Here is a 23,720-nt window from a genome sequence, read left to right as displayed (position 1 = left end):
GTGGAGTCTGAATGAGTGGTGGATTCGGACAGAGCGGAGAGCAAGGGAGCGGGTGGAGTCTGAATGAGTGGTGGATTCGGACAGAGAGGAGGACAAGGGAAGGGTTGGTGTCTGAATGAGCTGTGGGTTTGGACAGAGAGGAGGGTAAGGGAAGGGGTGGAGTCTGAATGAGCGGTGGATTTGGACAGAGAGGAGGGTAAGGGAAGGGGTGGAGTCTGAATGAGCGGTGGATTTGGACAGAGAGGAGGACAAGGGAAGGGTTGGGGTCTGAATGAGCGGTGGATTTGGACAGAGAAGCTTAGTTTTTAAAACATTCCACCCAAATCAGTAAATTCCGTATTAGTAGGAATGTTACTTACCTTTGATAGATACATGTACGTTTTTCTGTTAGAAAATCATAGGAATAAGAGCCTGTAAAAACCAATTTGCTCACAATTCTATTAAAAAATAAAGACTTAAATATGATTTGATTTTCTTGTATGGTTAAGAAATGAAAAGTAATTGAAAGATTTTGAGGTGTAGTATGTCAAAAACAATAAAAATTGATCGTCCAAAAGTCTCAACAGATTTGCCGCATGGTAATTTCCATGATGTTTTTTATGAAGAAGAAGCGGAGTTAGTAAACTGTTCGGTGATAAATTCCCAAGTAGAGAACGAGGAAATCGAAAGGCTGATTCTATCAAAAGTTATCTTTAGAAACGTTACGTTTATAAGCTGTTCCTTTATAAACATAGATGCAACCGATGTGGTTTTCGAGAATTGTAATATATCAAATGTTCGTTTTTGTGGAGGAAATCTACATCGAGTGGAGTTTAAAGAGAGCAAACTTTTGGGTTTAGATTTGTCTGATGCGATCTTAGGAAATGTTCTTTTTGAAAACTGTGATTTGAACTTTAGTAACTTTGCTGATACCCGTTTAAAACAAGTGAATTACGAGCAGTCAACATTGAGAAGTGCAAATTTTTTCAACTCAAAGTTTACTAAAGTAGGTCTTAACCGATGTGATCTGAATGATGTGGACTTTACCAATACAATCCTTAAAGGGGTTGATATTAGCACTTGTACGTTTGAACAGATCAATGTGTCGACCGAAAGTTTGGTGGGCTGCGAGGTTTCTTCCAATCAAGCAATTGGGTTTTCAAAGTTATTAGGATTGAAGATTAAAGAGTAGTTAATCGTATTTGGCATATAAACATATTAAGTAAAATGGACACTATCTTCATTAAAATACCTGTATCAAGTCATATTTGATACAGGTTTTTTTATATGGAAAAATATTTGGATATTCAGAGAAATGCTATTATAGTAATGAATATGAAATTCATGAAAGCCTAATGAAACTAGGAGAGGGTTATATGAGATGTGGTTCAAAATGCTTTCTGGTCACAATTGAAATGAATGGAGAAAAGCAAATCAAGCCAGTTACCGCGAGATCACCGGTGGACGCTAGAAAAACTATTCGAATGGAATACGGAGCAGAGGCACAGATTTTATCGGTAACAAAAGAGGAAAAGAAACGGTGAGGCTGAACGATAAGCACATTGAATTGCTGTCATCCAATAGGAGGTTTGCATGAAAACTTGGTCAAATCGCACAGTTTTGTGGTTATTCTTATGTATCATTTTTATATACTTAGTAGATTTATTTACGATAAAGCCTAGTGTCACTTCAGGGAACGGGAATGTAGGACTTTTATTTTTAATACCAGCTCTTATTGTCTTTTTCCTTTTTGCAAGAAGTTTTTGGAGAATCTTAGGTAGCATTCAATTGAAATCAAGTACTTTGGTTCTGATACGTTTTGGGGGAATCATCCTTTTACTATTGTTTTGTTTTTTAGAATACAATTTTACTATAAACCTTATTAACAATTTAGGTGGTGCTCCAGGAAATGAGTCCTCAAGAATCTATCGTTATCCTTGGTTAAATCAATATACAAACACCGTTTTTATTAACTTTTATACACTAGGATTAATGGTTACTGGAGTTATTTTTATTAAATCTTTTGGTAGAAAACAAAATTAACTTCAAATAAAATGACTGGCCGTTTTTGGTCAGTCATTTTGGGTCTAATGTTTCAATTATTCAGTTGTTTAGAGAGAAAAGTACGGCGGTTTTTTGAAAATAAACGTTGATAGATGGTGAGATAACTGTCTAGTCTTTGACTGATACGGATGGTATTTTTGCTGCCAAACCCTTCTTGCATTCCAGTGTAGATCAATTCACCACGGATAAGTTCAATTTTAATATATAAGTACACTTCATCATTTTCAAAAATAATCGGCGGCATATCAATGACTCCTATGGCTTTAATTTCTCTTGGTCGTATTAGTCTATTATTACATATTTTTAAAAGAAAAGGGAATATTTGATAGCAATTTTAATAAAATGTTTATTTTTTGTAAAGAAGTATCTTGTATCCTAAAAATTGAAAAAAAAGTAAAAGAATGATTGACATTCAACTAGGTTGAACCTTTATCCTAAATATGTAAACCAAACAAAGGGAGTGGTTAGATGTATCGATGGGATGGAGGATTTATTATGGTGCACCCTAGTCAATTTGAGGATGCCATTCAATGGTATCAGAAGGTATTTGGCTGGGAGTGTGTGGATCAAATCACTAGTTGGGTTGGAAGAAAAGGATTTATGAAGCTGCCTAGAGCTGGAATGGTGACGATAAAATCATTTGAAGGAGAGCATGAACACTTACAGTCTACAGAAACAGAAGGAAAGGTTAGGCTCGGATTTGCCACGTATAATCTGGATCAAACACTTTCTTATTTGCAAGATAGAAAGATAGAGGCAAAGGATATTAAGATGCTTCCGAACAGACAAAGATACTGTGATATAGTAGCATTTGACAACACAAGGTTAACGTTAGTAGAGGAGTTCAAAGGAGAGGATGAAAGGGAATATCCTCCATCAGGAGTTCTTGGTTTTGGCACAGTGAATTCCATTATTCATGTGAAGGACCCAAACTTCTCAGCCTCCTGGTATAAAGAGCATCTTGGATTTGTGATAGAGGAAATAGATGAGGAGAAAGGCTTTGCTCACCTTAAGACAGAGGATGCTTATGACAGAAATGTATTAAACGAATGTTTTTGGGATCATATTTGGCTTCTAAAAAGCGAAGACACCGTTACAAAGCCAAATGATAATCGTGCAAGAACCTATTACGACATAAGGCCTGAGCGTGTTTTCGACGAATATCAAAAACTGATAAAAAATGGATTGGAACCTTCTGAAATGGCAGGTGACCCAATAAATGATTGGGGTGGTTTTAATTTTTATGATCCAGACAATAATCGTATTAATGTGTGGTCCTATAAGTAATCGTAAAATTTATTAGTGAAATTGAAGGGTACGTATTTTTCTCAACTTAGGTATTAAAATTTTTAAGTGGAAGCGTTATACTTATACAGGTAAGTGAATGTCTTAAAAATCCATCTAAAAGGGGTAGAGATGAATGATTAACAAAGTTGGTCAAATCATGCTGTATGTTACTAACCAAGATGAGGCAAAAGCTTTTTGGACAGAAAAAGTAGGGTTTCAGGTCGTTTCTGAAGAAGATAACGGTCAAGGATTTAGATGGATTGAGATTGCTCCAAAGGACGCTGAGACAAGTATCATTTTACATAATAAGGAATTTGTAGCGAAAATGTCACCTGAATTAAATTTGGGTACACCTTCTTTAATGTTTTTTACCAAAAATCTCGAAGACTTATATAACAATCTTTCAACTAAAAACGTTACTGTTGGAGAATTGGTCAATATGCCTTTTGGAAAAGTCTTTAACTTTGCAGATGATGAAGGAAATTATTTTGCGGTTATGGAGAAACAGTAAAATAGAGATAGTTGACGGATTTTAGTTTTAGTAAAGAGGATACTTTGCTCATTTTGATGGCAAAGATCCTCTTTTTTGATTTCACTTTAGCAACAAATCTCTTTCTATTAAGTAGCGGTGGTTATTAAAAAGAAACCAAGTAAGTAAGATCGTCCTATTTAGCTAATTGTTGCAGCCGGTTTCTATCCAAAATCAGAAATCCTCGAGCATGTTTTTTCATCATCCCTTCCTCACATAGCTTTGCAAAAACGTGCAATAAATGACGGTACGACACGCCTAAGTATTCACATACTTCAGTGTGTTTTTCTTTGTAAAAATCATGATCCGCTGACACGAGTATAAAAGCAGCCAGGCGGTTAATTAAGGGATATACCTGATTTTCCGTGTATTTCGCGGAAATGGTTGTTGCTTTTTGACTTAGAAAAATACATAAATGCCTCAAAAAGGTAGCGTCCGTGAGAAGTTTCTCTTTACAAGCCTGAATGGGAATCGCAAGACAAGTAACTTTCGTGACGGTTTGAATCGCTTTGGAAATACGTTCTTCATTTAATAGTTCAATTTCTCCCATAAAAGTAGGGGCTTGCAAAAAATTGATAAGTGATACTTTCCCATTTTCGTGTGTCACATATAGCTTTGCTTTACCCTCGACAAGATAATATAAGTACTCAGGATAGGAGCCTTCTTTGAAAATAAATTCAACACGTTCAAACTGACACACTTGAATATAGGGTGTGATGGGAAAGGAGAAAAGGGTATCGATTGGGTATTTTGTAAGATAGTAATTACGTAAAGGTTCAACTAAAAATTGCATGAATTCCTCCGAAAAAATATGAGATATCTCATATTATTGTATGTATGTTCGTGTTATGATGCAAGAATCACGGAGGTATGAAAATGAATATTCAACATTGGCTTTCTCGAAATTTCTTTGTATTTTTTATTACATGGGGTGCATTTTTACCATATTGGACGGGATGGCTTGTACAAGACAAGGGATTAAGTGTAACAGAGGCTAGTCTGATTATGGGAGTAGGATTAGTAGCAAGAGGACTCTCAACACTGTTCGCTTTTCCTTTTGCATCAAGATTTTTAAGTGCTCATAAGGTGATTCTGAGTTTGACGGTTATCTCACTCATTGCCACCATCCTGTATATCCCTTCTTCTTCGTTTACAACATTATTCGTTGTAACGATGCTATTTAGTGCCGTTTACCCAACACTCTTGCCAGCTGTCGAAAGTGCCGCGGCCGTGTTAGTGAGTCAACATGGAGTACATTATGGAAAAAGTCGTAAATACGGATCGATTGGATTTGTTGTTTCCGTTTTTATCATTAGTGTGTTAACAGGGGAGTGGGGAGAACAAGCCATCTTGTGGAGTATGTTTGTCGGACTCGGTTTCATGCTAATCATGTGTTTTTTACCAACACCGCCGATTTTATTAGAGGCACCATCGAAACAAACTCGAAAAGGGGCATTATCTGTCCAGAAATTATTAGAAGTTAAAAGCTTTCCGATCGTATTACTCATTGTTGTGTTATTACAAGGAGCACATGCTTCTTATTACAACTATGGATATATTTATTTACAAGACTTACAAGTAAATCAGTATTATATCGGTTTGATTATTAACATAGCGGTCATTTTTGAAATCTTCTACTTTATGAAAGCAGATTCCTTGTTCCAAAAATGGAATACTTCCTCCTTATTATTGCTTGCGGCAGCAGGTTCGACTTTAAGGTGGATCCTTTTGTTTGTGTTCCCTAATATCTGGGTGTTTATCCTCTCTCAAAGCTTACATGCATTATCCTTTGGAGTGGCACATTACGCGTTTATCTCTTATATTACAAAGAATCTGCCAAAACAGCAGATTCCAAATGCACAAGGAATTTATTCCGCAATTGCCTTAAGCTTTAGTACGGCTATGCTAACACTATTAGGTGGATTCTTATATGAGATTTCCCCGAATCTTGCCTTTTTAGGAATGATTGTTTGTACCATTCCGGCGATTCTTGTCATTGTCGCGACAAGAAGGCGGTTTAATTTTTAAATAAGTATGATGAGAGCATCGGACTATTAGTGTTCATGCTCTTTTTTCTTATGACACGTTCGCTTCAGATTTTTCGCCTCTCATGTCATAAAGTTTTTTTAATGACGCACCATATAAACATATTATGAATGGGGGTTCCACATGGAAAAAAGCAATGAAGAGTACAAAAGTATTCATCAAATGAAAGCAGAAAATAAAGAAAAGCTAGAGATTAGTTCAACGGGATATGGTTTAGAAAATGCTATTGAAGATAATGAAACAAAGCAGTCAGACAAGAGTTAAATAAGGTGAACTCATAAAAGAAAGGCGTTTATCCACTAGGATGAACGCCCTATTTATTGAAAAAACGTTTGAACGTGAAGTTTTATTATTTATAATGATTCAGTGCATTACTTCTTATAAAAACGGGTAGTAACACAAGTGGAGACTTTTTATGTTTAAATAGTGGGGGAAAATTACGTGGGAAGAATGGAAAGACGACAACAAAGAAGGTCATCAAAGTTTTCTTGGAGTGCCTTCACTTCAAAGAGCGCAAAAATTAAGATTCTAGCAGACGTTATAGGTGTGGCACTTGTTTTCTTAATAATTTTTAATATTTTCATATGGACAACGGACGTAAGCAAGCTAGAAGAACCTGCACCACAACCAACCATTATCTTTGATCAAAGGGGAGAGGTTGCAAGTAAAATTGCCTCTTCTAATATTGAAGGGGTTAGTATAGAGAAAATTCCGGAAGACGTTGTACATGCGGTGATTGCAACAGAGGACCAGAGGTTTTATAAGCATGACGGAATTAACTATTTTGCTATTGCGAAAGCATTGATAAAGAATACCCTGAGCGGAGAAATTGTTGCAGGTGGTAGTACATTAACACAGCAGCTGGCTAAAAATGCTTTTTTAACACAAGAGCGAACCTATACTAGAAAGTTTAAGGAACTTATTATTACAAAAAGAATTGAACAAAAATATTCGAAAGATGAAATCATGGAAGGATATTTAAACCAAATCTACTTTGGTGAAGGGGCATGGGGAATCCAACGTGCTGCCCAGACGTATTTTGGAAAGGATGTTAGTGAATTAACTCTTGGGGAATCGGCCATGATTGCGGGGTTAATAAAAGCACCGTCCATCTTGTCTCCTTTTAAAGATATGGACCGATCGGTTGAACGAAGAGATCTTGTTTTATCACTAATGGAAAAAGAAGGATATATTACGGAAGCGGAACGAAACCAAGCAAAAGAACAGCCAATTGTTTTAGAAGGGAAAAAGATCGATGGTTATAAAGGGAAATATCCTTATTATGTCGACCATATCATTGCAGAAGCGATTGAACAATATGACCTAACCGAAAACGAGATTTTGTCAGGTGGGTTGAAAATTTATACAGAACTAAATCCAGTCATTCAGAATGCGGCTGAAGAAGTGTATAACGATAATAGCTTATTTCCTGAAAGTACGTCTGACCAGTTGCTTCAAAGTGGGGCAGCCTTTATTGATCCAGCTACTGGAGGAATTACCGCCCTTGTGGGAGGCAGAGGGGAACATGTGTTTAGAGGCTTTAACCATGCGACTCAATTAGAGCGTCAGCCAGGATCTACTATGAAACCATTAGCTGCGTATACACCTGCCCTCGAACAAGGATATGATATATTTGATAAACTTCAAGATCGTCCGATCGATATCAATGGATATCAACCATTAAATTATGATAAACGTTTCCGTGGAGAGGTAACGATGTATGATGCCTTGGTTAACTCCTATAATGTGCCCCCCGTATGGCTATTGCAGAAAATGGGGGTGAAATTTGGGGTGAATGCCGTGGAACGCTTTGGTATTTCATTGGAGGAAGAAGACCAAACAGCTGGTATGACACTTGGCGGCTTACATAAAGGAGTATCACCTTTAACAATGGCACAGGCCTATTCAACATTCGCCAACAAAGGGGTCAGAATAACAGCCCATTCGATCACCCGAATTGAAGATGCAGAAGGAAAAGTGATCGCCCAATGGAAAAATCATGCGATCAAGGTGACGGACCCAGAGGTTGCTGAGAAAATGACGTATATGTTAAAAGGGGTCGTTGAAGAAGGAACAGGAAGAAATGTGAAGGTAAGTGGTTGGGATATTGCTGGAAAAACCGGAACAACCGAACTTCCTTTTGCTAATGAGGCTGGAACAAAGGATCACTGGTTTGTCGGGTATTCTCCTGAAATGGTTGGCGCGGTTTGGATGGGTTACGATCAAACCGACGAGAATCATTTTCTAACCGAATCAAGCAGTTCCACCGTAACGATTTTATTTAAAGAAATATTTAGTCGATCGACTTCTGTGTTCACCGATAAGGAATTTGACCTTTCTTTCATTGAAAAAGAGTATCGTGACGCGAGAAAAGAAGAAGAAGAGGACGAAGACGAAGACGAGGAAGATGAGAAAGAAAGCAAAAAAGAAGAGAAGGAAAAAGAAAAGGAAGAAAAGGAAAGAGAGAAAGAAGAGAAAAAGAACGAGAAAAAAAATAAGAAGAACGATGATTAGAGTCAATCGTTTAAAAAGGCAACTACATGGAATTGTAGTTGCCTTTCGCTTTTTATTAAATTTTCACTCCGTGACGCTCAAAGGCAGCTGCTTCAAGAACTGAGATTCCTTGGCTTTCAGCGAATGCCGATAGTTTTTCAGACACTTGTGGAGCAAACAGTTTGCCAGGGGACGAGTAAGACATTTCTCTCGCACGTGCTGAGTTGCTGCGAGCAAATGGTCCCCAAATGGCAAACGTTTTACCTGGAGTTTGAATGTTAACAAATAATGTTTTGCCATCAGGTGAAAAAATCGGTCCTGCTAATTCTGAGCCGCTTAAACGGTTGTTAGCGAAAGGGTAGATTTGACCTTCGGGTGTAATCCCCATAATACGGTCGTTTCCAGAACCGTCCTCTGCAAACCACAGGTCACCCCAAGGAGTCATACAAATATTATCTGGTGACTCCATAAGTTCTCGATCGGTTGCTTCATAGAAAAGCTCCAATGAATTGGTAGCTGGTATGTAGCGGTAAATACGCCCAAGATTTTTCTCGCCAGCAGAGCTGTCGTCAAACCAGAACACACCGGCTTGGAAAAATGCTCCTTCTAGCTTTTTAAACTCGATACAGCCCTGTGCCTTTGCATCTTCACGACATAAATCCGGATTCAATTCCTTCCACACAATTCCTATCGTTTGTCCCGTTTTAAAGGTACTTGCTTTTGGAGAAGCGATTTCTTCGATAGCAGCTGCGTATAACTTACCGCCTTTTTGTAGCGCACCTGGTTTTTTGCTCGTGTCATTTGGAATGAAGCGGTATAAATAACTTGGGCTTGCATCCTCAGTCAAGTACACATATCCAGTGGCTGGATCGATCGCACAAGCTTCATGAGAGAAGCGACCCATGTCTTTGATTGGCGTTCTTGACAGTTCGTTTTCAGGATCAAGAGGATCTACTTCGAATACATAGCCATGCGTGGAGGAACGTGTTTCTTCACAAGTTAACCATGTTCCCCAAAGAGTTGCTCCACCTGCACAATTACGGATGGTTCCTGAAGAGCTTACATATTCTTTCACTACGTTTCTAGCATTATTTATGATAAGTGTCGTTGTACCACCTACCGCCCCGGCGTTATACGGGTTTTTACCAATAACCGGATTGGTGGCGCTTGTCCCTAATTCATGGTTACGAACAAGAACAGTTGTATTATTCGGTCCCTCGAAAGCGGCCATTCCATCAAAAGCTCCTGGAATCGCTATTCCGTTAGTCATCGGCTTACCTTCTTCGGAAATGATCTTATAATGAAAGCCTTGTGGAAGGTCAAGAATACCATTTGGATCCGGAACTAATGGTCCGTAGCCTCCAAACCCGCTTGTCGGATTAACGGTAGAATCGGCTAATACCTTTGAGCCTAAAGATAAAATTCCAGTGGAACCAAGAGTTAGGGCAAGTGTTCCCACACCTCCAGCTTTTAGAAAATCACGTCGGTTTAATCCATTTTGAGTTGTTTCTTTTTTCATAAAAAAATTCCTCCCTCAAATTGTTCGTTTTCAAAAACTAGTTTTATAGTAAAGGTAGAGGATTAAGTTGAAATGGAGAGCTTGTAAGAATTTTATGAATATTACTAATGAAATGTAAAAGATTTCTTGTTACTAATTTCCTAAAGTGCTGTTGGGGAGAGGTAAATCCTATTTTCACTATTAATAATTTCTTAACATTTTTTTACAGTAGCTTCATTGGCTTTGTTTTTTCACTCCCCTATAATCAAAACTATTAATATAACAAACTACTAGATAGGGAGGTTTTTCAATTGTTTCAAAATATAGGAGTACCCGGCTTAATCCTTTTGCTGGTGATTGCACTAATCATTTTTGGTCCCTCTAAGCTGCCTGAACTAGGCCGAGCAGTGGGGTCAACATTAAAAGAGTTTAAAAAATCCACTCGAGAGTTAGTATCAGATGATGCGCCCGTGAAAAAAGAGGAAAAAACAAATTAATAGAAAATGCAGCCGTAAGATGTAAGTGGTTACTCCTACTTACATCTTATTTTATGGAATGAATAAGAGGGGGCAAACAGATGCAAAACAAGGATGTCCATTTAGTAGAGCATTTAGAAGAACTTCGGAAGAGAGTCATAATCACATTAGGTGCCTTCATGGTATTCCTTATGGGTGCCTTTATATTTGTAAAAGACTTATACAACTGGTTAATTAGGGACTTAGATGAAAAACTTGCGGTACTCGGACCAAGCGATATTTTGTGGGTGTATATGATGTTATCAGGTGTATGTGCTTTTGCATGCACTATTCCTGTAGCGGCTTATCAAGTGTGGAGGTTTGTCACTCCCGCATTACATAAGAAGGAAAGGGACATTACACTCCGGTTTATCCCTGGATTTTTTCTATTATTTATTTTAGGCATCAGTTTCGGGTACTTTGTTTTATTTCCTATCGTTTTAGGGTTTTTAATGGGGCTATCCGAGGGACAATTTCAGACCATGTTTACGGCAGAAAAATATTTTAGCTTCTTAATCAATCTCACATTACCCTTTGGTTTTCTATTTGAAATGCCACTCGTCGTCTTGTTTTTAACAAGATTAGGAATTCTCAATCCAATGAGACTAGTAAAAGCGAGAAAGCTCTCGTATTTTGTTCTTATCGTCGTTTCAATTCTCATCACACCACCGGATTTTATTTCTGATTTTCTAGTGATCATTCCATTGCTTACGCTTTATGAAGTAAGTTTAACTCTCTCCAAGATCGTTTATAAAAAGAAGATGAAGGAAGCTGCACAGGTTGAAGAGGTGGGTCTTAGTGAGGTAAGCTAGCGGGTATTACGGCCTCGAAACCGTGAAAAGAGTAATCACATTGGTGATTGCTTTTTTTTATTTCGATCACTGACCCCAAGTACAAAAAAAACGAATTTGTTGGCTTTTTTTGTCGGAAAAAGGAATTTAGAAAGTTTTTATCGAATATGTGATGTAGTAAAAAATATTATTGTAGGGCAAGTATTATACAGGGGGACAGGCTCCATGCTTCATGGGATAGAACTCATCTTAAATCAGGTGCTAATGGTGCTTTTTCCTATTTGGACGTACCATTTGTTATTTCAGAAAAAAGGGTCTAGACAAGGGTTTAAACCAATGCTTGTATTGGTACTAACCATTTCTCTCTTACTTACCCTAACATTTTCAATTAATTATTATGATACATTTTATTTTGATTTAAAAATGGTTCCTATCATTATTGCTTTTCTATATGGGAGCAATCCATGTGGATTACTGATAATCGGTATTACCGTCGGTTATGAAATTATCTTTCATGATGATGCCCCATTAATCACAGTGATGAATTTTGGAATTATAAGTGGATTACTTATTCTTTTAGCAAAGAAATTTCGTACATATAGTGATTTTAAAAAGATATTTCTAATTAGCACTTTGTATGGACTCATCACCATTACGAGGGGGATTTTGCTCGTTTATACGAATCACTCTCAGGAAATAGGAATTGTATTTACTTTTTCATTCATTTCTTGGCTTACTTTATTGTCTGCTATGTTTATTTTTGAAAATATGAACAAGCAGATGGAATTAGAGTCTAAGGTACAACGGGCAGAAAAATTCGATGTGGTGGGCCAACTTGCTGCATCTGTAGCGCATGAGGTGAGAAACCCGATGACCGCTGTTCGAGGCTTTTTACAGCTTTTGAGTGATGATGATAATTTAACGGAGTCCCAAAGAAGATACATAAAAATTTCGATGGAAGAATTAGATCACTCACAGGTCATCTTATCTGAGTACCTGTCCTTAGCCAAGCCTGCTACGACCGATCTGAAAATCCTTAACTTAACGTCAGACCTAGAAAATATTATCGAACTGATGAGGTCATTTACGAACCTTCAAACCATTTCGATTGTATCTTCATTAGAAGATAGACTTCTAATCAAAGGGGACAGTTCAGAAATGAAGCAAGTTTTTGTGAACCTACTCAAGAACAGCATAGAAGCGATTGGAGAAAAAGGCGAAATTATGGTTAGTGCCTATCAAAATGGAAAACATGTAATAGTAGAGATAGAAGATAATGGTCAAGGAATGTCAGAAACTCAAATGAAATATCTCGGTACCCCTTTTTATTCGACTAAAGATAAAGGAACGGGAGTAGGGCTGTCACTGTGCTATAAAATTGTACATTCCATGAAGGGTACGATAAAGGTGAGTAGTAAACAAGGAAAAGGGACACGGTTTACGATCCAATTTCCGTCAGTGGAGTAACAACAGGAAATGGAGTTGAAGGATATGGACATCACAACAAAAATGAAAATCAAAAGACCAACAAATGAGGTATTTGAAGCCATCGTGGACCCAGAAAAAATAGGAGGCTTTTGGTTTTCATCTAGTTCAGAAAGATGGGAACAAGGCAAGCAGGTGACGCTAAAATACAATGAATACGAGGCAGAAGGGCTTATTCATGTCTTAGAAGTAATCCCAAACGAGAAAATTGTTTTTTCTTGGGGAGAAGAACAGAATGAGGTCACGATTGTTACGATACAGCTACTAGAGAGGGAAAATAACGTAACCATTATCGAAATAACCGAATCAGGTTTCAAGAAGGAAGACCGCGACTTGCTCAACAAAGTACTTGGTCAAAAAGAAGGCTGGGTATATATGCTATCTTGTTTAAAGGGATATTTGGAACATGGAGTGAGGGATTTAAGAGCATCCTTGATTCACTAAAGCTATTTTATGGTATCTTATGTTAATAATTTGCAAGATTTCTCACGCAAATATAAAACCCGAATAGTTCCCACTCGATACTAAGTGGAGAGCTATTCGGGTTTTTTTAACTAAATGTGAATTTATAACCTTCTCCAACGATAAGCTGCTTTCCGATATGAACAGGTTGGTGATCTTGATCAAAAATCACCGTTTTCATTAAAAACAAAGGTTCACCAGAGGGTACTTCTAGCAACTGCGCTTCTTCCTCCAGTGCACGGACGATTTCTAACGTAGTTTCACCTGGATTAGAAGGATGAATATGGTGTTTTTCTTTTAGTGTTTGATAAAGGGAGCCATCTAAGTTTTCATTTAATAAGAATTTATATTTGTTATAAGGGAAGTAGTTGTTTTCTAGCATTAACGGATTTTCACCCGCATACCTGACACGTTGAATATAGACAACAAGATCATCAGGGTCCAACTGAAGCAATTGACTGACTTCTTGTTCCGGTTGGAGAATTTCTCGTTTGATCACCTTGCTGCTCGATTTTAATCCATTTGCTTCACAGGCTGCTGAAAAACTAATGAGGTGAACAATCTTTCTTTCGATTTTCGGTTTGCTAACAAATGTTCCTTTTCCTTGTTTTTTAATTAGGTAGCCTTCTTCAACTAATTCGGTAATCGCTTTTCTTACCGTGACTCTACTAATATCATATTTCTCGCTTAATTCCACTTCCGTTGGGATTTTTTCTCCAGACTTCAGCTTTTTATTTACAATTTCACTACGAATCGACTCTTTTAATTGTAGGTATAGTGGGATCTTGTTCTCCTGGCTAAGCATATTATCACCTTCTTTATAAATGTATGCGCTATATTTGTAAAACGTATTGTATCATCTTATCCTATGAAGTGCCAATGATTTATCTTCATTTAAAGAGAATAATAGTAAAGTATTCAGAAAATACTAAAAAGTATTGACGAGTGTTCTTTTTGTATAGTATATTTTGATAAAACGTTTTAATACGTTTTATTGTACATAACGAAGATATTTAATAGATTCATTGGTTTTGATTTTGCTTTAAAAAGGGAGGAGTGAACCGATTATGGATTTGGATTTTACCCAAATAGCACCATCGATTCCATACATCATAGAAGGGTTACAGATTACGATACAAATTGTATTAGCAGCGGCTCTCCTTGGTTTTACCCTAGGGATTATCCTTACTTTATTTAAAATCAGTAAGTTTCGGCTGTTACGCTGGTTTGCCGATGGTTATACCTCTGTATTTAGAGGAACACCGATGGTTCTACAATTACTGATTATTTATTACGGATTGCCACAGCTCATTGGGTTTGAAATCACGGCATTTCCTGCAGCAGTGATTGCATTTGGAATGAACTCAGCCGCTTATATTTCTGAAATTATTCGTGCAGGGATTCTGGCTGTTGATAAAGGACAAAGCGAAGCGTCTCTTGCACTTGGAATCCCATACCGCCCCATGATGAAGGATATCATTCTTCCGCAGGCAATGAAAAACATCTTGCCCGCACTAATGAATGAGTTTATTACTCTTACGAAGGAATCGGCAGTCGTAACGGTAATTGGTGCGATGGATGTGATGAGACGAGCGTATATCGTTGGTGGTCAAACGTATCGTTATTTTGAGCCACTTCTAATCGCGGGGATCATTTATTACATTTTGGTCATGGTTCTTACGATTCTTGGAAAAGCGATCGAGAGGAGAATGAGAAAAAGTGATTAAGATTACGAACCTCGAAAAATCGTTTGGAAAAAACACTGTTTTAAAGGGCATTTCAACAGAGATTAAAGAGGGCGAAGTTGTAGCCATCATTGGACCCTCTGGTTCTGGAAAGTCGACGTTTCTTCGATGTATGAATTTATTAGAAACACCGACGAAAGGAGAGATTTGGTACCGTCAAATAGAGGTGACCAATCCTAAAGTAGATATAATGAGTGTCAGACAGAATATTGGTATGGTCTTTCAGCATTTTCACTTGTTCCCACATAAAACCGTTTTAGAAAATCTAACGTATGCTCCAATAACCGTAAAAGGGGTGTCTAAGGAAGAGGCTGAAAAGGTTGGGATAAACCTTCTTAGTAAGGTAGGTTTAGCGGAAAAAGCAGCCGAATATCCGAATCGCTTATCAGGCGGTCAAAAGCAGCGTGTAGCTATCGCGAGGGCATTAGCGATGTCACCAGAAGTGATGCTTTTTGATGAACCCACATCGGCACTAGATCCAGAGATGGTGAAGGAAGTGCTCGATGTGATGAAATCACTCGTACAAACAGGGATGACGATGGCAATCGTCACTCATGAAATGGGATTTGCACGTGAGGTAGCGGATCGGGTGTTATTTTTGGACGATGGTAGATTAGTAGAAGATTCACCACCAGCAGAGTTTTTCTCCTCGCCGAAGAGCAACCGGGCGAAAGAATTTTTAGAAAAAATGCTATAAAAGTATTCGTCCTGTACTTCTTCAGTAGAGGATGAATTTTAATCATAAAAAGATACGTTTTAATACGTATTTATCAAACAAAAGGAGATGACATAATGAATATTCAAGAAATCGTTAAGCAAATTCAGTCAGCAAAAAAAGAAGGAATTAAGGAAGTATATTTAGTTGCTTGTGGCGGCTCACTCGTCGATATGTATGCTTCTAAATACTTGCTAGAAAGTGAAGCAAAGCAATTACGCGTGGGTTTTTATACGAGCAATGAGTTTGTTCATGCGACACCGAAAGCCTTAGGTGGGAGTTCCGTAACGATTGTTTGTTCACACGGTGGAAATACTCCTGAATCTGTTGAGGCAGCTAGACTGGCAAGAGCGCATGGTTCCACGACCATCACATTAACACATAATGAACAGGCAAACCTTATTCAACATGCGGACCACAATATTTTATACCTGTGGGGGGCTGAATCGAATGTGAAAAACAACCCGATGGCCATCATCTTGCACATTACTTTTGAGATTTTGCATGAGACAGAAGGATTTGACTATCATGACAAGGTTCTTGAAGGGTTAGAAAGAATCAATGGTATTATTGAAAAAGCGAAAGTGCTTGTGGCGGATCGAGCAAAAGCATTTGCTGAAAGATATGAGCATGAGGACTTATTTTATGTGATGAGTAGCGGTGCTTCCTACGGTCATGCGTATGGTTTTTCGATTTGTTCGTTAATGGAGATGCAATGGGTAAATGCATCTGCCATTCATTCAGGGGAGTACTTCCATGGACCATTCGAGGTAACGGATAAAGAAACACCATATATCCTTTTAGTCAATGAAGGAAGAACGAGAGCCCTTGATGAACGAGCACTTAAATTTTTAAACACATACGCTGAAAAGGTCGAGGTGATTGACAGCAAAGAACTTGGAATCAGCACGATTGATGATACGGTGGTTGAGTACTTCAACCCGATTCTTTTCTATAGTATTTTAGATGTGTATCGTAGCGAGCTTTCGAAAATTCGCCAGCATCCATTAGAAACAAGAAGATATATGGGGAAAGTCGCTTATTAAATAAAGAGAAGAGGGGTCTATCAATGAAAAAGTTCTATTCAGTATTTATGTTGGTTGCGTTAGTGATGGGTGTATTAGCTGCATGTGGAACCTCCATTCCTTCAACGTCTGGAAGTGATGAACAGGCAGAAACAGAGGAGAAAAAAGTGCTAGTGATGGGAACGTCGGCTGATTTCCCGCCATTTGAATATATTGATACAGCAAAAAGTGAGGAGATTATTGGCTTTGATGTGGACATTATTCATGCTCTTGCTGACAAACTTGGGTATGAAGTCGAAATTAAAGACATGGATTTTAGCGGGTTAATTGCTGCGCTGCAGGCTGGAAAAGTAGATTTCGTCATGTCTGGTATGGCACCAACCGAAGAGCGAAAGCAAAATGTTGACTTCACAGATAGCTACTACCGATCAGATTTGGTTTTATTATTTGAAGAAGATAGAAAGATCACAAGTGCAGACGATTTAAGTGGCAAGGTATTGGGCGCTCAAGTGAACTCTTTCCAAGAAGAAGTAGCAAAAGAGCTAAATGGTACGGTGGATTTTACCCTGGAAACACGTGACCGCACACCTGACTTAATACAAGAACTAAAATCAAAGCGATTTGACGCTGTAATAATGGAAGAAGCTGTAGCAATAGGCTACATGAGCACGAATGATAATCTCAAAACCATATCGGTTCCAAATGGAGAAACACCTGGTACGGCCATTGCTTTTCCAAAGGACAGCGTGCTAACAGAAGAATTTAACACCGCATTAAAGGAAATGATTGATAGCGGAGAAATTGATGAACTGGTTGTGAAATGGTTTGTTGAGTAATAGGTGAAATGAGACTGGCTTGAAAGGCAGGTTCTGTCCTGCTTTTGAGGTCAGTTTTTTTATTAACTATAATTATATTATGTAAACTATTTGGATTTAGGGACGAATCTGTCGTCCCTTTTGTATATGCTACTTTTTAAACTCATTCAATCTTTCAAACGTTTCAAGCAAGAAATCATAAAACAAAGCTTCGGTAGGGAGCAGTTTCCGTTGGGTTGGGTAGATCACTCCGACCGTTCGGGTAACACTTGCATCTGATAAGGGTATCATTACGGTGGATCGTGGGGTGTTATCCACCAATGTCATTTCTGGCATCAAGGCGACACCTAATCCAGCCGAAACTAAACCTTTTAATGCATCTATATCCTTTCCTTCGAATGCAATTTTTGGCGTAAAGCCAGCATCATGACAGGCTTGAACCACTTGTTCGCGAAATATAAACCCTTCAGGCAAGACACAGAACGAATCATCTAGTAAGTCACGCAGCCGAATGGATTCCCGGTCCGATAATGGGTGGTGAAGAGGGATGAGGGCAACGATATTTTCTGTGAAAAGAATATCGCCTTTAATTTTTTTCTCCTTTTCCTGATTGGGCATGGGAGCAATCATGGCTAGGTTGTATTCCCCATTTACGACACCATCGATTAAATCAGAATAAAGGGCATTGCTCATATGAAACTTAGCTTCAGGGTATCTGTTGCGGAATGCATAGATAATTGAAGGCAAGGTATGAGCGGCCATGCTAATAGGAAACGCAATTCGAACGGTTCCTTTTTCCGGATTAAGATATTCTTCTACTTCTCGCTTTGCATCCTCCATCATGTTCCACACTTGCTTCATCCGTTCGTAAAAGATTCTACCTAAAGGGGTTAACCGTACACTTCTACCTTCTCGGATAAATAGTTCGACCCCTAATTCGTCTTCTAAATTGAATATTTGTCTGCTAACGGAAGACTGAGCAACATGCAAAGCATCTGCTGCTTCTGTCACATGCTCTCTTTTTGCCACTTCTAAAAAATATTGAATTTGCCTTGTTTCCATTTTTACCCGCTCCTGATTGATGCGTTTTATGCATTGATTTCATCGAATTTTAATATTGGAACTATCAATTACAAAATTATAAAATGAAAACACATTTAAGAAAAGAAAATATTCTTAACTTTATAATAGATTAGGGGAGAAATTTTTATGAAAGTGTTAGAAAAAGTAGAAGAGAGTCAAACTCAAATCGTTAAAGATTATGTAAACCGTTTATTTTCAAAGGTTCAAGAGCGTAACCCAAATGAAGGAGAGTTCCAGCAGGCGGTAAAAGAAGTGCTGGATTCTTTAGTACCTGTTCTTGTGAAAAATCCGATTTATATCAAACAATCAGTTTTAGAAAGAATGATTGAACCAGAGCGCTTGATTTCCTTCCGAGTTCCATGGGTAGATGACAATGGAAATGTAATAGTTAATCGCGGGTATCGTGTTCAGTTTAATAGTGCCATTGGACCTTATAAGGGGGGACTAAGATTTCATCCTTCTGTGAACGCGAGCATTATTAAATTCCTTGGCTTTGAGCAAATCTTTAAGAACTCCTTAACAGGGCAGCCGATCGGCGGTGGTAAAGGTGGATCTGATTTTGATCCAAAAGGAAAATCGGATTTTGAAATTATGCGATTTTGTCAAAGCTTTATGACAGAGCTTAGCAAACATATCGGACCAGATACAGATGTTCCCGCTGGAGATATCGGGGTAGGAGCGAGAGAGATCGGTTATATGTTCGGACAATATAAGAAACTAAAAGGCGCTTATGAGGCCGGTGTATTAACGGGAAAAGGAATTGGGTATGGTGGAAGCTTAGGCCGAAAAGAAGCAACTGGTTACGGTACGGTTTACTTTGTAGATGAAATGCTTAAAAGCAAGGGCTTCAGCTTTGATGGTAGTACGGTTGTGGTATCTGGATCAGGCAATGTTTCCATTTATGCGATGGATAAAGCGATTCAATTCGGGGCAAAAGTGGTCGCATGCAGTGATTCATCAGGCTATGTTTATGACCCTAATGGAATTCACTTAGATACCGTTAAACGCTTAAAAGAGGTAGAAAATAAAAGAATCTCAGAATATATCAAGGAACATCCTGAAGCAATCTATCAAGAAGGTTGTTCAGGTATTTGGACGATTCAGTGTGATATTGCATTGCCATGTGCCACGCAAAATGAGTTGAATAAAGATGCCGCAGAATTGCTAGTTTCGAATGGAGTAAAGGCGGTAGGCGAAGGGGCAAACATGCCTTCTACGCTAGAAGCCATCGATATTTTTATAGAGAATCAGGTGTTGTTTGCTCCTGCCAAAGCAGCCAATGCAGGTGGAGTTGCTGTCTCCGCATTAGAAATGGCGCAAAATAGTGCAAGGTTAGCTTGGACACAGGAAGAAGTGGATCTCAAATTACAACAAATCATGAAAGATATATATAGTAAGAGTCAGAACGCAGCAGAAGAGTATGATGCACCAGGGAATTTGGTAGTCGGTGCGAATATCGCTGGGTTTGTAAAAGTAGCTGATGCGATGATCGCACAGGGAGTAATTTAACTACTCACAAAAGGTCACTATTTAGTGGCCTTTTGTTGTTTTAAGAGATGGAAAAAGAATATTCTTAGCATAAGCAAAATATATAAAGAGTAATAGAAAAATGTATCCATAAGGTGCTGATTCTTTGTATAGGAAGAAAAATGTTAATTTAATTATTATTCTGCTGTTTTGCTTATTTATCGTTCTTTTGGTTCATGTGATTCTTCATGTTAAAGTTTATATAGTATACAGCGCTAGTATTGGTTCTATTTTCATGATCGGACTTATCATTTTTCTTATGGTATTACTTTATTTAAGAGGGTGAAAACTCGCCAAATATGATATGCGCGAGTTTTTTTTGTGTTCCTATTCTTCGTATTTCAATCCGTAACCAAATGCGCCTTCCACCATGCAAGTTTTTGCGGCAAATTCGGCTGCTTTACTTAGTGACTCTTGGATTAATTCTTCCTCTTCAGAACTTTCCGTATAACCAACATAGTTTAACAAAAACGCCGTAATAAACGAATCTCCGGCCCCCAATGTGTCGACTGCTTCTACAAGCTTGGGAGCTTGAGCGTAAAAGCTCGTCCCGTTATATAAAATTGCTCCTTTTGATCCAAGGGTACCAACGACCATTTGACTACCAAGTGAGTGGACTTTTTTTAGCAGTTCCTTCACTTCGGTTTCGTCTAGATGGCTGCATGATAGAAAGCTATAATCCACGAACGGGGCAACCTGCTCTAAGTATTCCTCTGTAAAATCATCAGAAAAATCAAAGGAGATTGGAACGCCAGTTGATTTTATTTTTGGTAACTCACTTTCTATGTAACTATATTTACTGGAGTGAAGGAGCTGAAAGCTTTTAATATATTCCAGATCATCCGCTGATAATTGATAGTTGCTTGTATTGCTGATGCCACCTTTATTGCTACGAAGGAAAATGCGATCTCCATCCACAAGGTCAACCATGGCATAGCCATTTTCACCTTCTAATACCTTGCAATGAGAAATGTCTACGCCGATTTTTTTCAACGTGTCTTGATTATGCGCGGCCGCCAAATCTGTTCCGAATATGCCCATAAAAGAAGAATCGCTTCCAAGCTGTTTCGCATAAACCGTAAAATTTAATGTGTTGCCACCAGGATACATTGTTTGTATATCAACATACTTATCTACGACATTATCTCCAAAACCAATGACGTTCATTGAAGTAACCCCCCTGAGACCCAATATAAAGAAACGTTATAAAACGTATTATATTATATTTGAGCAGAAATTTCAGTAAATTTAAGATAGAAATTTCTTAATATATAAAAAGAGTGACTCACCTGGTTGGTAAGTCACTTTGTTATGCGTGAAAAACAAATCGACAGTGATCATCTCCATCTGTTTTGCAGCAAATTCGATCCACTTGTTCTGTACCTACTACTTTTTTGAACATATCTGTTTCACAACGGCAAGCGATTTTATATTCTTTGGCTACCGCATAGATCGGACAGTTATACTCGATCATTTCATAGGAGTGCTCATCTACTTGGTTTACTTCGGTCATATAGCCTTTGTCATTTTGTAGCGCTGCGAGCTCTTTTATTTTTTCAGACAAATTCTTTTTATCTTGAACTTTTAATTTATATTCATCAGTAATTCGTTTTTCTCTTTTATCAAATAAGAGCTGAATCGTTTCTTCCCCATGGAGTTCTTGAATATCGCGAAGAAACTCGACACTAATGCTTTCATAATTTTTCGGGAAAAGCTGTTCTCCTTTTTCAGTTAAGGAGTACATTTGGAGGGGACGGCCCATGGGCTGCTTGACTTCTACCGAGCGGATCAGATGATCTTTTTCAAGAATGTTTAAGTGCTTTCTGACAGCCATATGGGTAATGTTTAACCGTTCAGTCAGCTCATTAACAGCCAGTGACACTTCCTTTTTCAGCAAATCCAATATATGCTCTCGGGTGTTTTTACTCACGACTGTAACACCTCAATTCTATCTCAATATAAGACTTATTATACTATATAGTATAAATAATGAAAAGAAACGCTCCTATGTGGAAAAAAATAAGAAAATTTTAGAAAAAGATGAAGCAAATGAATTGAATAATTTGAAAGATTGAGGTAAATTAAAAATATACTTTTTAAACCATAAAGTATAAAAAGGGAAAATAAAGGGGATTGTTATTATGACAAATTACACATTACCAACATTAGCTTACGAATTTAACGCATTAGAGCCTCACATTGACCAGCAGACAATGGAAATTCATTACGGAAAACATCATCAAACATATGTAAATAACTTAAATGCTGCTCTCGAAGGAAAAACGGATCTTCAAGAAAAAGACTTAGAAAGCTTGTTGAAAAACTTAAATGAAGTACCTGAAGCGATCCGTGGTGCGGTTAGAAATAATGGTGGAGGGCATCTAAACCACACATTATTCTGGGAAGTCATTGCGCCAGCAGGGAATGCAGCACCAAGCAGTGAATTAGCAGCAGCCATTGAAAAAGCATTTGGTAGCTTTGACAGCTTCAAAGCAGAATTTACAAAAGCAGCTTTAACTCGTTTTGGATCAGGTTGGGCTTGGCTTGTTGTAAACGAACAAGGTGCACTTGAAGTAACAAGCACACCAAATCAAGACAACCCAATCATGGAAGGAAAAGTTGCTATCCTAGGCCTTGATGTATGGGAGCATGCGTATTACCTAAATTATCAAAACAGAAGACCAGATTATATTGAAAGCTTCTTCAATATCATTAACTGGGATGATGTTTCTAGCAAGTTTGAGCAAGCAACTAAATAAGGAATGTAGGAAAAGGGACAATGGTTTGATCTGCACCCCAATTGTTAGACAAAAATACTAACAATTGGAGGTGTGGTTTTTTCTTATGAAAAAAATCTCATTAGAAAAAATAATGGGAGCTGTAAATGCTTATCTAGAGGGCGCGGAGTCCATTAGAGATATCGCTCAGAGGTACAATATTAGTAAATCGGTATTACACAGATGGATAACTAGGGTTAATGAACATGGATTAGCTGCTTTTAAAGAAAAATATACAAATTACTCAGTTGAGTTTAAAATGGACGTACTAAATTACATAGACTTAGGAGCGTCCATTGATCAAGCGGCTGCGAAATTTAACATTTCTTCATACATCGTCTGGAAATGGAAACAGCTATATGAAACACAGGGGATTGACGCTCTTCAACGAAAGAAAAAGGGGCGTCCATCCGTGAAAAAAGAACTTAAGAAAACTAAAGCATTAGAATTAGAAGGATCTGAAGAAGCGTTAAGAGCCGAAAATGAACAATTACGTATGGAGGTTGCTTATTTAAAAAAGTTACATGCCTTAATTCAAGAAAAGAAGAAGTTACCGAACAAGACAAAGCACAAATAATCTATGAATTAAGGCATGAATTCAAAGTAATCAACCTGGTAAAAGTGGCTGATATCGCACGTAGTACGTATTATTATTGGGTAAAGCAAATGGATCGACCAGATAAATATAGTGAAGTAAAAGAAGCAATCCAACACATTTTTGACGAACACAAAGGTCGGTATGGTTATCGACGAATTACCTTTGAATTAAGCAATCGAGGTTTTCAATTGAACCATAAAACTGTCCGCCGCTTAATGAATGAACTCGGGTTAAAGTGTCTAGTACGAATGAAAAAGTATCGATCTTATCGTGGTAAAGTAGGCAA

Annotated in this window: 27 protein-coding genes; 20 read left to right on the top strand and 7 right to left on the bottom strand. The window is 38.0% G+C overall.

Translation table 11 applies throughout. From position 1 onward, the window contains the following. The first annotated feature begins 523 nt into the window (after positions 1-523). The 3 genes from ACRX5O_RS15000 (at position 524) to ACRX5O_RS14990 (ending at position 2,022) form a co-directional block, all read left to right on the top strand. A complete protein-coding gene (locus ACRX5O_RS15000; protein WP_433906681.1) occupies positions 524-1,171 on the top strand; it encodes a pentapeptide repeat-containing protein in 648 nt (215 codons plus the stop codon). 184 nt (positions 1,172-1,355) lie between these two features. Continuing rightward, on the top strand, positions 1,356-1,523 hold the full coding sequence (locus ACRX5O_RS14995; protein WP_162927735.1) for a hypothetical protein: 168 nt from the start codon (positions 1,356-1,358) through the stop codon (positions 1,521-1,523). Between the two features lie 49 nt (positions 1,524-1,572). Next, positions 1,573-2,022 (top strand): hypothetical protein, encoded by a 450-nt coding sequence (locus ACRX5O_RS14990; protein ID WP_433906680.1) that lies wholly within the window; start codon positions 1,573-1,575, stop codon positions 2,020-2,022. Positions 2,023-2,074: 52 nt separating this feature from the next. Here the strand turns inward: ACRX5O_RS14990 and ACRX5O_RS14985 are convergent, their stop codons facing one another. Continuing rightward, positions 2,075-2,287 carry a Spo0E family sporulation regulatory protein-aspartic acid phosphatase gene (locus ACRX5O_RS14985; RefSeq protein ID WP_433906679.1) on the bottom strand — a complete coding sequence of 71 codons (213 nt, stop codon included), beginning with the start codon at positions 2,285-2,287 and terminating at the stop codon, positions 2,075-2,077. 224 nt (positions 2,288-2,511) lie between these two features. Between ACRX5O_RS14985 and ACRX5O_RS14980 the strand changes: the two genes are divergently transcribed. After that, the gene (locus tag ACRX5O_RS14980) at positions 2,512-3,330 is read left to right on the top strand and encodes a VOC family protein (RefSeq protein ID WP_433906678.1); all 819 of its coding nucleotides are present in this window, start codon (positions 2,512-2,514) and stop codon (positions 3,328-3,330) included. 133 nt (positions 3,331-3,463) lie between these two features. After that, the gene (locus ACRX5O_RS14975) at positions 3,464-3,841 is read left to right on the top strand and encodes a VOC family protein (protein WP_433906677.1); all 378 of its coding nucleotides are present in this window, start codon (positions 3,464-3,466) and stop codon (positions 3,839-3,841) included. A gap of 154 nt (positions 3,842-3,995) precedes the next feature. Here ACRX5O_RS14975 and yeiL read toward each other — a convergent pair whose 3' ends face one another. Further along, a complete protein-coding gene (gene yeiL / locus ACRX5O_RS14970; protein WP_433906676.1) occupies positions 3,996-4,652 on the bottom strand; it encodes a transcriptional regulator YeiL in 657 nt (218 codons plus the stop codon). Between the two features lie 83 nt (positions 4,653-4,735). On the opposite strand from yeiL, the gene ACRX5O_RS14965 reads away from it, so the two are divergent. The 3 genes from ACRX5O_RS14965 to ACRX5O_RS14955 all read left to right on the top strand — a co-directional run bounded on the left by ACRX5O_RS14965 (position 4,736) and on the right by ACRX5O_RS14955 (position 8,419). Next, positions 4,736-5,887: an MFS transporter gene (locus ACRX5O_RS14965; protein WP_433906675.1), complete on the top strand. Its 1,152-nt coding sequence runs from the start codon at positions 4,736-4,738 to the stop codon at positions 5,885-5,887. Between the two features lie 141 nt (positions 5,888-6,028). Continuing rightward, complete coding sequence (locus ACRX5O_RS14960) at positions 6,029-6,169, top strand: hypothetical protein (RefSeq protein WP_162927736.1); 141 nt, start codon at positions 6,029-6,031, stop codon at positions 6,167-6,169. Between the two features lie 186 nt (positions 6,170-6,355). Then, entirely contained in the window at positions 6,356-8,419 is a 2,064-nt protein-coding gene (locus ACRX5O_RS14955) for a transglycosylase domain-containing protein (protein WP_433906807.1), read from the top strand. Between the two features lie 55 nt (positions 8,420-8,474). On the opposite strand, the gene ACRX5O_RS14950 is transcribed toward ACRX5O_RS14955, so the two are convergent. Then, positions 8,475-9,917 carry an alkaline phosphatase PhoX gene (locus tag ACRX5O_RS14950; protein ID WP_433906674.1) on the bottom strand — a complete coding sequence of 481 codons (1,443 nt, stop codon included), beginning with the start codon at positions 9,915-9,917 and terminating at the stop codon, positions 8,475-8,477. A gap of 290 nt (positions 9,918-10,207) precedes the next feature. Here ACRX5O_RS14950 and ACRX5O_RS14945 point away from each other — a divergent pair, with 290 nt between their 5' ends. The 4 genes from ACRX5O_RS14945 to ACRX5O_RS14930 all read left to right on the top strand — a co-directional run bounded on the left by ACRX5O_RS14945 (position 10,208) and on the right by ACRX5O_RS14930 (position 13,131). Then, entirely contained in the window at positions 10,208-10,393 is a 186-nt protein-coding gene (locus tag ACRX5O_RS14945; RefSeq protein WP_430776637.1) for a twin-arginine translocase TatA/TatE family subunit, read from the top strand. Between the two features lie 80 nt (positions 10,394-10,473). Further along, entirely contained in the window at positions 10,474-11,223 is a 750-nt protein-coding gene (tatC, locus tag ACRX5O_RS14940; RefSeq protein ID WP_433906673.1) for a twin-arginine translocase subunit TatC, read from the top strand. 204 nt (positions 11,224-11,427) lie between these two features. Beyond that, a complete protein-coding gene (locus ACRX5O_RS14935) occupies positions 11,428-12,669 on the top strand; it encodes an ATP-binding protein (protein WP_433906672.1) in 1,242 nt (413 codons plus the stop codon). 24 nt (positions 12,670-12,693) lie between these two features. Then, positions 12,694-13,131 carry an SRPBCC family protein gene (locus ACRX5O_RS14930; RefSeq protein WP_433906671.1) on the top strand — a complete coding sequence of 146 codons (438 nt, stop codon included), beginning with the start codon at positions 12,694-12,696 and terminating at the stop codon, positions 13,129-13,131. Positions 13,132-13,237: 106 nt separating this feature from the next. Here ACRX5O_RS14930 and ACRX5O_RS14925 read toward each other — a convergent pair whose 3' ends face one another. Continuing rightward, on the bottom strand, positions 13,238-13,954 hold the full coding sequence (locus ACRX5O_RS14925; protein WP_433906670.1) for a GntR family transcriptional regulator: 717 nt from the start codon (positions 13,952-13,954) through the stop codon (positions 13,238-13,240). 262 nt (positions 13,955-14,216) lie between these two features. Here ACRX5O_RS14925 and ACRX5O_RS14920 point away from each other — a divergent pair, with 262 nt between their 5' ends. From ACRX5O_RS14920 to ACRX5O_RS14905, 4 genes are all read left to right on the top strand, one after another. Beyond that, on the top strand, positions 14,217-14,876 hold the full coding sequence (locus ACRX5O_RS14920) for an amino acid ABC transporter permease (protein ID WP_433906669.1): 660 nt from the start codon (positions 14,217-14,219) through the stop codon (positions 14,874-14,876). Continuing rightward, the gene (locus ACRX5O_RS14915) at positions 14,869-15,591 is read left to right on the top strand and encodes an amino acid ABC transporter ATP-binding protein (RefSeq protein WP_433906668.1); all 723 of its coding nucleotides are present in this window, start codon (positions 14,869-14,871) and stop codon (positions 15,589-15,591) included. The genes ACRX5O_RS14920 and ACRX5O_RS14915 overlap by 8 nt, the downstream gene beginning before the upstream one ends. Before the next feature lie 95 nt (positions 15,592-15,686). After that, positions 15,687-16,655, top strand: coding sequence for an SIS domain-containing protein (locus ACRX5O_RS14910; RefSeq protein ID WP_433906667.1), 969 nt, complete (start codon positions 15,687-15,689; stop codon positions 16,653-16,655). Between the two features lie 23 nt (positions 16,656-16,678). Next, entirely contained in the window at positions 16,679-17,470 is a 792-nt protein-coding gene (locus ACRX5O_RS14905) for a transporter substrate-binding domain-containing protein (protein ID WP_433906666.1), read from the top strand. Between the two features lie 129 nt (positions 17,471-17,599). Here the strand turns inward: ACRX5O_RS14905 and gltC are convergent, their stop codons facing one another. Further along, entirely contained in the window at positions 17,600-18,511 is a 912-nt protein-coding gene (gltC, locus tag ACRX5O_RS14900) for a glutamate biosynthesis transcriptional regulator GltC (protein ID WP_433906665.1), read from the bottom strand. Positions 18,512-18,658: 147 nt separating this feature from the next. Between gltC and gdhA the strand changes: the two genes are divergently transcribed. After that, entirely contained in the window at positions 18,659-20,041 is a 1,383-nt protein-coding gene (gene gdhA / locus ACRX5O_RS14895) for an NADP-specific glutamate dehydrogenase (protein ID WP_433906664.1), read from the top strand. Between the two features lie 345 nt (positions 20,042-20,386). Here the strand turns inward: gdhA and ACRX5O_RS14890 are convergent, their stop codons facing one another. Together ACRX5O_RS14890 and ACRX5O_RS14885 are read right to left on the bottom strand one after the other, a co-directional pair. Next, on the bottom strand, positions 20,387-21,226 hold the full coding sequence (locus tag ACRX5O_RS14890) for a fructoselysine 6-kinase (RefSeq protein ID WP_433906663.1): 840 nt from the start codon (positions 21,224-21,226) through the stop codon (positions 20,387-20,389). 142 nt (positions 21,227-21,368) lie between these two features. After that, complete coding sequence (locus ACRX5O_RS14885) at positions 21,369-21,989, bottom strand: helix-turn-helix transcriptional regulator (protein WP_433906662.1); 621 nt, start codon at positions 21,987-21,989, stop codon at positions 21,369-21,371. A gap of 211 nt (positions 21,990-22,200) precedes the next feature. Between ACRX5O_RS14885 and ACRX5O_RS14880 the strand changes: the two genes are divergently transcribed. The 3 genes from ACRX5O_RS14880 to ACRX5O_RS14870 form a co-directional block, all read left to right on the top strand. Beyond that, a complete protein-coding gene (locus ACRX5O_RS14880; RefSeq protein ID WP_433906661.1) occupies positions 22,201-22,818 on the top strand; it encodes a superoxide dismutase in 618 nt (205 codons plus the stop codon). An 85-nt stretch (positions 22,819-22,903) separates the two neighbouring features. Further along, positions 22,904-23,413 (top strand): helix-turn-helix domain-containing protein, encoded by a 510-nt coding sequence (locus ACRX5O_RS14875; RefSeq protein WP_433906660.1) that lies wholly within the window; start codon positions 22,904-22,906, stop codon positions 23,411-23,413. An 89-nt stretch (positions 23,414-23,502) separates the two neighbouring features. After that, a partial coding sequence (locus ACRX5O_RS14870) for an IS3 family transposase (protein WP_433906659.1) occupies positions 23,503-23,720 on the top strand: 218 nt, incomplete at its 3' end.

The sequence above is a fragment of the Robertmurraya mesotrionivorans genome, assembly GCF_050971805.1.
Taxonomy (GTDB): Bacteria; Bacillota; Bacilli; order Bacillales; family Cytobacillaceae; genus Robertmurraya_A.
The sequence above is the reverse complement of the archived record's forward strand: the minus strand, read 5'-3'. Positions and strand labels throughout refer to the sequence as shown.